The sequence below is a fragment of the Candidatus Binataceae bacterium genome (assembly GCA_036495685.1).
In the GTDB taxonomy this organism is placed as follows: domain Bacteria; phylum Desulfobacterota; class Binatia; order Binatales; family Binataceae; genus JAFAHS01.
The window spans coordinates 1-9,081 of sequence record DASXMJ010000156.1 but is presented as its reverse complement, the minus strand read 5'-3'; the positions used below and the strand labels follow the sequence as shown (position 1 = coordinate 9,081).

General features: G+C 60.0%; 7 protein-coding genes. 3 read left to right on the top strand and 4 right to left on the bottom strand.

Annotated features, from left to right (window positions below):
* Window positions 1-186: 186 nt before the first annotated feature.
* The 4 genes from VGI36_14835 to VGI36_14820 form a co-directional block, all read right to left on the bottom strand.
* A complete protein-coding gene (locus VGI36_14835) occupies window positions 187-780 on the bottom strand; it encodes a hypothetical protein (protein ID HEY2486424.1) in 594 nt (197 codons plus the stop codon).
* Window positions 781-1,412: 632 nt separating this feature from the next.
* Window positions 1,413-4,646, bottom strand: coding sequence for a PAS domain S-box protein (locus VGI36_14830; protein ID HEY2486423.1), 3,234 nt, complete (start codon window positions 4,644-4,646; stop codon window positions 1,413-1,415).
* A 10-nt stretch (window positions 4,647-4,656) separates the two neighbouring features.
* Window positions 4,657-5,136: a hypothetical protein gene (locus VGI36_14825; GenBank protein ID HEY2486422.1), complete on the bottom strand. Its 480-nt coding sequence runs from the start codon at window positions 5,134-5,136 to the stop codon at window positions 4,657-4,659.
* A 195-nt stretch (window positions 5,137-5,331) separates the two neighbouring features.
* Window positions 5,332-6,090 carry a hypothetical protein gene (locus VGI36_14820; GenBank protein ID HEY2486421.1) on the bottom strand — a complete coding sequence of 253 codons (759 nt, stop codon included), beginning with the start codon at window positions 6,088-6,090 and terminating at the stop codon, window positions 5,332-5,334.
* A 51-nt stretch (window positions 6,091-6,141) separates the two neighbouring features.
* Between VGI36_14820 and hpnK the strand changes: the two genes are divergently transcribed.
* The 3 genes from hpnK to VGI36_14805 form a co-directional block, all read left to right on the top strand.
* Complete coding sequence (gene hpnK / locus VGI36_14815) at window positions 6,142-7,065, top strand: hopanoid biosynthesis-associated protein HpnK (GenBank protein ID HEY2486420.1); 924 nt, start codon at window positions 6,142-6,144, stop codon at window positions 7,063-7,065.
* Window positions 7,066-7,115: 50 nt separating this feature from the next.
* Window positions 7,116-7,625: a GNAT family N-acetyltransferase gene (locus VGI36_14810; GenBank protein HEY2486419.1), complete on the top strand. Its 510-nt coding sequence runs from the start codon at window positions 7,116-7,118 to the stop codon at window positions 7,623-7,625.
* A 137-nt stretch (window positions 7,626-7,762) separates the two neighbouring features.
* The coding region (locus VGI36_14805; GenBank protein HEY2486418.1) for a M1 family metallopeptidase at window positions 7,763-9,081 on the top strand (1,319 nt) is incomplete at its 3' end.

The following is a 9,081-nucleotide window of genomic DNA, read 5'->3' as shown; positions in this document are numbered from 1 at the left end:
AGCAAGGTCCGAGTCAACGCTTGCCAGGGCAGTTCTTAAGCGATCACCAGGAAGAGAAGCAGCCAAAAGTGCGAATTCGTCCTCGGGCAGAGGTATCCGGTGCTCAGTTGAGGCTCAGAGAGGCGCGGCCGCTCAACGGCGAGCCTCCGATGATAATATGAGGGCGATGGGAGGCTGCAGGCAGGGTTAACTCGCCGCGGCTTCCTTTTCGATCGCGATGGCCGTCGCGCGCGTCACGGTCACCACCAGTTCGTCTCCTGCTTTCAGGTGTTTGAGAACCTTGGGATCTCGCGCCTTCACCTTCTCGGTCGATCCATCGGGACCCTTGATGGTCACGGTGCCGTTTTCAGCATCGACATCGGTAACGGTCACGAGGACCGTGGCCTTCTGCTCGGCCACCGCACCAGGAGTCCCGCTCTTCGCAGTTGCAATGCCTTCGGTAAGGGAGACGGACGGGACCTCTTCGCCCTTCTTTTTCTTTCGCACTGAGACAACTTCGTAGTAGCGGACCACGACCGGATCGCCGACTTTCGCATTCTTGAGATTGTACGGATTGTCGACCTGGAAGGTCACCTGCTTACCGTTCGCTTCCAGCGTCACCTGTTTCTTGGCTTCGTCCACCGCGGCGATCTTGCCGTGGATGGTCAGCACGGTTGCTGCGTGCACACCTTCCCCACCGCTTGAACCGGCCGCAGGCGCACTCTCCTGTGCCCGCGCTTGCCCGGTCAGAGCAACGCCCAGTGACAATACCAAGGCCATAAAGGCTGTCTGCAGCTGCACCACAGTGCACCTCCGTGTTCACGAGGGTCTAGCGACCGGACCTTTTATAGCAACTATGGCGGGGGCCTTCGCAAATGCCGGAAGTATTGCCGAATTGCACCGTCTTGCCCGCATCGTGATGCACTGCCGGCGCTCGGCATTTTGATCGCAGCGAGCTTTTGGATCATGCGGCGGTTCGCGGTCGCTACGGACCGGTTGGTTAACCACCTGCCGCGATCAATTGACGAGGACGCTTCACCGGATCATCCGGCTTGATTCGGTGGACGATGCCAGTCCGATCAACCCAACATCCGAACCGAAACAGCCGCTCTGCGAAACATTTCGATCAGAAAAAGCGAAGGTTTTTTCCTGGTTTTCTGAGAGTTCGAATTCCTCCTGCTCGACCAACTTTCCAGCTGTAAACCGAAGCAATGCTTCGACGGGGAGATTGAGAAAGACCTGCGCAGCAATTCGATCGAGTCGGGGCTGAGGTGTGCGCGGCACTCGCGCCGCGCGACGCATGTTGTATCTCACGACGATGTGAATCATCTGACCAGGATCTGAAATGTCCTGCTTGAGATTTCGGCCTGCTGAACGCGGCCCACGCCAGAAATCAGAAATGGTCGGTGGGTGCGAGGCTTATTCGCCGTGGGTCAGTCGTCAACCTTTGCGATTCTGAATACGTCCTCCTCGGTTGGTGATGAGCCTTTGCTTGCGAAGCGCCGCACGCGCTCGAGCAGCACCTGCGCTACGGTGTCCGATGGCGCTGCGGCCAAGGCCCGCTCGAAATGACCGATTGCGCTCGCAAAATCGAGCGCTTCGTAGCATTTCAGGCCAGCGTCGAAATCGGGCATCGCGCCTTGCTTCGCTGCGCGTCTGGCGGGGTCATCCGCGTCCAGCACTTCGTACAGCACGATCGGTTGCGACTTACCTTGGACGAGCACGCGATCGATGCGCCGAAACGACATCGCATTCCGCTCTTGCACCGCCGCGTGGGTGTCTTCGGTTATGATCAGCGGCACGCGATAAGCCTTGGTCAAATTCTCAACTCGCGACGCAAGATTAACCGCGTCGGATATGACGGTCGTATCCATGCGATCCCGCGCGCCGACAGTGCCCAGCATCAATTTGCCGGTGTGCAGGCCGATACCGACGTGCACTGGGGTCCGGTTCAGCTTAGCGCGCTCGTGGTTAAGTCCCTCGAGCCTCTGAAACATTTCCAAAGCGGCGCGGACAGCATCGTCAGCGCGATTTGGGAAGAGCGCCATGACGGCATCGCCGACGTACTTGTCGACTACTCCGTGATGGCTCGCAATCGCAGGTTCCATCGCACCGAGATATTCATTGACGAATCGAAAAGTCTCTGCGGGACTCATTCCTTCAGCGAGGTGCGTGAAATCACGGATGTCCGAGAACAGGACCGTCATTTCGCGTTGCACCTGGTCACCGAGCACGACATCGATGATTCGCTCTTTGCCCAGTTGCTCAAGGAACTGCCGCGGTACGAATCGCGCGTAACTGTCGCTGATCTTCGCCAGTTCAAGATGGACGTTCACGCGAGCCAATAACTCATCGCTCGCGAACGGTTTCGTCAGGTAATCGTTTGCTCCGGCGCTAAAGCCGTTGACCAGATCGGATACGCGGTTCTTGGCGGTCAGCAGGATCACCGGCAGGTCTGCATGAGAGTAGCTCTCGCGAATTCTCTCGCAGACTTCGAACCCGGACAGCCTCGGCATCATCACGTCGAGCAGGACTAGATCGCACGGTTTATCCGACGACAGATATTCCAGCGCTTCATGTCCATTAGCCGCTGTCACAACCGCATAGTTCGCAAGACTAAGATAGTTTACCAATGCCTGCACGTTCACCGGCTCATCGTCCACCACGAGGATGTGATAGCCGCGATGATTCGTTTGCGCGGCGGCAGGCGGACCGGACTCCGTTAATTGCACATCCGCGAGCACTTTGCTCACCGGCTGCTTGGCCTCATCCGGAGTGAGCATCGCGCGGGTCGTCGCACTCAGAGGCACGCAGAACGTAAACCTTGATCCGGCGCCAACTTGGGACTCGACGCCGATCGTTCCACCGTGGAGTTCGACCAACTGCTTGGTGATGGCCAGCCCGAGGCCCGTCCCGCCTTGCTCGCGTGCTTCGGTGCCGTCGCCTTGTGAGAAGGATTCAAAGATCTCCTCGAAACGTGCGCGATCGATCCCGATCCCGGTATCGGCGACCGTCACATCCAGCCAGCCATCGCGCGATTGGGCGGAGACTTCGACTGCGCCGCCAGGTGTGAACTTGATTCCGTTGCCGACGAGATTGAAAAGAACTTGCTGGATACGATCGTCATCCACTTCAGCCAGCGGCACTCCTGGATCGACGCGATTGAACAATCGCACCGGACGTTTGCCCACCAGGGCGCGCGAAACGGTAAGCACAAGATCCGTGAGCGCGTGCATGTCCGTGGGACGGCGGCGTAACTCGATTGTTTCGTGGCGAAGTTTTGAAAAATCGAGCAAATCGTTCACCAGGCTTGCGAGCCTGCGCCCGCTCGCAACCACCATTGCCAGGTTGCGGCGCTGGTCTTCCGTGAGCTTCCCAGTTGCGCCATCGAGCATCGACTGGCCGATACCAATGATGCCGTTGAGCGGGGTGCGGAGCTCATGTGACGTGTTGGCCAGGAACTCGTCCTTCAACGCATCTGCGCGCAGCAGCGCCTCTTCCGATCTTTTCCGCATGGTGATGTCGCGGATGATGCCGGTGAACTGCCGATGATTACTTCCGACCACCTCGCTCAGCGCCAGTTCGATTGGAAAAGTGCTTCCATCGCACCGCCTCGCTTCCAGCTCGCGCCCGATTCCGATCACCCGGGCCTCTCCGGTGCGCATGTAACGCTCAAGATACCCGTCGTGCTGCTCGCGATACGGTGACGGCATCAGCATCGAGACATTGTGGCCAATCAGGTCGGAAGCAGCGTAGCCAAACAGCCGCTCCGCTGCAGCGTTCACGCTTTCAACGATCCCGCGCTGATCGATGGTGACAATCGCGTCGGCCGCCGTGTTGAGAATCGCTTGAATGCGACCCTCGCTTTCGCGGAGCTCCTCTTCCGCTTTTTTGCGTACGCTGATGTCACGGATGATACCGGTGAACTGCCGATGATTGCTTCCGCGCACCTCGCTAAGCGCGAGCTCGATCGGAAAAGTAGTGCCGTCGCGCCGGAGCGCTTCGAGCTCGCGCCCGATTCCGATCACTCGGGCCTCTCCGGTGCGCATGTAACGCTCAAGATACCCGTCGTGCTGTTCATGATGCGGTGATGGCATCAGCATCGAGACATTGTGGCCAATCAGCTCCGAAGCGGCGTAGCCAAACAGCCGCTCCGCTGCAGTGTTCACCGCTTCTACGATCCCGCGCTGATCGATGGTGATAATCGCGTCGGCTGCTGTGTTCAGGATCGCTTGAATGCGCCCCTGGCTTTCGCGCAGAGCCTCTTCCGCCTTTTTGCGAACGGTGATGTCGCGAATGATACCGGTGAATTGCCGGTGACTACTTCCGCGCACCTCGCTAAGCGCCAACTCAATCGGAAAGGTAGTGCCATCGCGGCGTGACGCTTCCAGCTCGCGCCCGATGCCGATTACCTTGGCCTCTCCGGTGCGCATGTAATGCGCGAGGTATTCATCATGCCGCTCGCGATGGGGTGAAGGCATGAGCATCGAGACGTTGCGGCCAATCAATTCGGAGGCAGAGTAACCGAACAGGCGCTCCGCCGCATGGTTCACACTCTCGATGATCCCAAGCTGATCGATGGTGATGATCGCGTCGGCGGCCGTATCAAGGATCGCCTGAATGCGGCCCTCGCTCTCGCGCAGCGCCTCTTCGGTTCGTTTCTCCACGGGGGCTCTTCTAACGCTGGCCTCTCAGGAATTCGTATTCAGGTTGGCGAATGCTATTTCCCAGATCAACGGGCTCCTTTACGTCCTCGCCGCGGTTGCCCTCGCTGTTTTTGGTGAGTCCAAACAGGCGCTCTTTCAAGATCGGATCGCGCTCGCTCCACAGGGCCAGCGCGAAGCACAGGCGTTGGCCATCATCCGAAATCCCGCCGAGTCCGTCCTCGCCCCAGCGGTAGGCGCGTGACCGCGACTGATCCTGGGTAAAGTAGTCCCAGGCGTTACCGTCTGCGCTGTAGTCTTCGCGCACCGTGTCCCATTGCCGTTCGCAAGGTAAGGACCCACTTTCTCCAGGGAACGCCGCCTCACGGGCGTCATTCAGCCGCTTCTGCTCCGCCACATCGACAGATTCGGTCGGTACGGCGGACGTGACGTTCGCTTTCTCGATTCGTTGCCGTTGGCTCGCTTTCCGTGATTCCCCTGAATCTGTGGGCATCAATCCATCCTTTCGTGCAAAGCCCGAAATTGTGGATTTGATTCTTTAATTCGTCTACCAAAATGTGGCGAACGCATCGGGAGTCTCCCTAGCGGTCTTGGTCAAGAGCAAAGGTTTAGGGCTGACCGGCGGCATTGACAGTGGAGGCAAACGAACCGCGTCGATTCCCGCACGCCCGCGCCGCACGAAGCAACCCTAAGGTTGACTCGTGTCTCTCGGCAGGATGGCTTCCAATCCCGCGGCCAGCGAGTGGGTGGCGCGGCTCAAATTGGCAATCAGCCGCGGCAGCTTGAGCAGGTCGCCAGGATTGCGAAACAGGTATGCGGTCGCGGCGAGTACGCTCACCTCTCCGCTCCGGTCGGTGAGGGTCGCACCTACGACTTCCTCGTCGACCTGGTCGATGATTGCGCGCAGGCAAGTGAAGCGTATCCCGCGCGCACGCGCTTGCTCGGCGATCGACGCAGTTTCCATATCCACCGCGATTGCGCCGGTGTTCTTGCGGGCCAGTCGTTTTTCCACACCGTGCGACAGCACCCGCTGCGAGCTGAGCATGCCGCCCGATGCGAAGCGCAATCCGGCAGCCTCTAGCCTGCGTTCCAATTGGCCCAGCAGTTCCCCGTCGATCGTTATCAGATGCTCCGGCTCGGTCACCGGGTCGTGTTGCACCATCACACGGTCGGCAAGTATCAGGTCGCCGGGCCCCAGTCCGTCCGTGAGTGCTCCGGCGACTCCGGTGCCAATCGCGAGCCCCGCGTCCGGATACAATTCGAACGCGCGCAGCGCAGCCCTACGCGCATGCGCCAATCCCATCCCGGTTGCGATTGCAAGAATTTCGGTTTCGCCGCGCTCGGCGCGGAACCCGCGCAGGTCCCGATGCTCCAGGGGTCGGCGATTTTTGAGGTGGCGTTTGAACGGCGCGATTTCACGCGCGAACGCATAGAAAAGCAGTATCAAGCGCTTTCCTGCGGCGTCGCTACTTTGAGCCGATCCTGCAATGCTAGCAAAATGCGCGGACGTGCCGACGCGGTCAAGGTCAGCGCGGCCAGTGGTGCCACCAGCCCTCCTGCAGTGAAAACGCTAATCGTAAACGCCGACGACTTCGGCTTGTCGCGCGAGGTGAACGCAGCCGTCGTCAAGGCCCATCGCGAGGGTATTCTGACCAGCGCGAGCCTCATGGTAGCGGAAGCGCACCGTGATGAGGCGATTTCTCTGGCGCGCGAACATCCCCAACTCGATGTTGGTCTTCATGCGGTCGTCTGCAGAGGCCGCAGCGTGCTCCCGCCGGCCGAAATCGCTCCTGCCGTCGATACGCTCGGGAGGTTTCCCGACAACGCCGTGCTGACCGGCCTGCGCTGGTATTTCGACAAGCAAGTACGAGCCAAACTGGAGACTGAGCTGAGGGCGCAGGTGGAGAAGCATCTCGAGCTCGTGGGGTACCTCAATCACATCGATGGGCATCTGAATTTCCACGTCCATCCGGTCGTGGCGGATATCCTAATTGGGCTGGCGGTCGAGTATAAGGTTCCCTGCCTGCGCATGCCGCGCGAACGGGTACTGACCACCCTGCGTCTGCGCCGTGACCATGCCGCGCGTAAGGCGGTTGAGGCGGCGATCTTCCGCGCCCTATCCAGACGGACGCGGCGCCTGATGGGCAAACGGGGACTTAAGTCGACCGATTCGTTGTTTGGGCTCCATCAGAGCGGTCACCTTGACGAGGACTACGTCGTCGCGATTATCGATCGTCTCCGCGAAGGCACCACCGAGCTCTATTTCCATCCCGCGATGGACATCGGCGACACGCCGCCATCCGCCTCGGCGCAGGTCGAGCTGGAAATCCTGACCAGCCCGCGGCTGCGCGACGCGCTCCTCGCGCGCGGCGTGAGGCTCGCAAATTTCGCGGAGCTCGCGCGCAGTGGCGCGCCCGCTTGACTCAGGCTCACGGGAGCGCGTGACTAAGGCGAGCCTCCGGAGGGCTCGCAATGTCGACCATCCTCGTCAGACCGGCAGCTCCCGCAGACCTCGCGCAAATTACCTCAATCTACAACTACTACGTTCTCAATACGCCGATCACTTTCGACATCGAACCGGTCGGGCTCGAACAGCGCGTGGAATGGTTTAACGAACATACCCAAGGCGCGCGCTATCGACTTTTCGTAAGCGAAGACGAAGGGCGCATTCTCGGCTACGCCGGCACGGGCAGGTTCCGGAACAAAGCCGCGTACGACACGACCGCGGAGGTCACGGTTTATTGTGCGCCGGATGCAACCGGACGTGGCATCGGGCGAATGATGTATGAGAGGCTGTTCGACGCGTTGCGCAACGAGGATCTCAGGCGGCTGGTGGCGGGTATCACGCTTCCCAACGAGGCCTCGATTGCGCTGCACCGCCGTTTCGGCTTCACCGAGGTCGGGGCTTTCTCCGAGAATGGCCGGAAGTTTGATCGTTACTGGGATGTGCTCTGGATGGAGCGTTCGTTGGTGCTGGCATAGAGGTTATTGCAATCGAACTCGCAAATCAGCGCACCGGCGCAAAGCAGGACCGGAACCTTCAGACCTTAAACCTTGGTGGGTCGATGGCTTGATGGTTTAATGCCTTCGACCACCTCCAACTCGCGAAGGGAATAGTCATGCGCGATCAAGAAGGCGCTTCCGAAAGTACTCAAGTTCAAGACTACCGGCTGCCAAAGAATGTAAAACCGCGCCGTTACGAGATTCGCCTCGAACCGGACCTCAAGGCATTCACCTTCAAGGGCGCCGAAAGCATCGCGATCGTGGTGATCGAACCGACCGCAGAAATCGTCCTCAACGCACTCGAGCTTGAGATCGACTCGGCGGCGGTCGAAGCGGCGGGTAGGTGGCTGCGGGCCACGGTTCGCATGGAGCCCGAGAAGGAACGGGCGCACCTGCGCCTTTCTGAATCCCTGGCGCCTGGGGAGTACACCCTCAAGGTCGCGTTTCGCGGAATCCTGAACGACAAGCTCCACGGGTTCTATCGGAGTCAGTACACCGACGCGACCGGCAAGACCCACGTGGTTGCCACCACGCAATTCGAGTCAACCGACGCGCGGCGCGCATTTCCGTGCTGGGACGAACCGGAGCTCAAAGCGAGTTACCAGGTAGTGCTGGTGGTGGACGAGCATCTGGCCGCGATTTCAAACGCGGGCGAGGAGAGCGCGCGCAAGCTCGCCGGGGGCAAGAAGGAGGTCACCTTCAAGGAAACAATGGTGATGTCCACCTATCTGGTGGCGTTCATCGTCGGTGAATTCGAGGCGACCGCGCCGATCGATGCCGGCACGCCGCTGCGAATTGTGCATGTTCCGGGCAAGGCTGATTTGACCCCGTTCGCCAAGCAGATCGGCTCATTCTCGCTCAAATTCTTCGCTGACTACTACGGGCTGTCCTATCCGGGCGACAAGCTGGATTTGATCGCGATTCCCGATTTCGCGTCGGGCGCGATGGAGAACCTGGGCGCAATCACTTTTCGCGAGACCGCGCTGCTCGTCGATGAGAAAACCGCATCGCGCGCGGAGCTGGAGCGGGTCGCGGACGTGGTTTCGCACGAAAACGCGCATATGTGGTTCGGGGATCTGGTGACCATGCGCTGGTGGAACGGAATCTGGCTCAACGAAGCGTTCGCCACCTTCATGGAGATGCTGGCAGTGCACGCCTGGAAGCCGGAGTGGAAGCGCTGGGAAAGCTTTTCGGTGTCGCGCGCGGCGGCAATGGCGGTCGATGGGCTGCGCAACACGCGACCCATCGAATTCACGGTGCTCAGTCCAGAAGAATGCCGGGCCATGTTCGACATTCTCACCTATGAGAAGGGCGCGGCGGTGCTTCGTATGCTCGAGCGGTTCCTGCGCCCGGACGTCTTCCGCGACGGAATCCGCCGCTATCTGAAGAAGCATCAATTTGCCAACACCGAGACCGGGGAACTGTGGGACGCGCT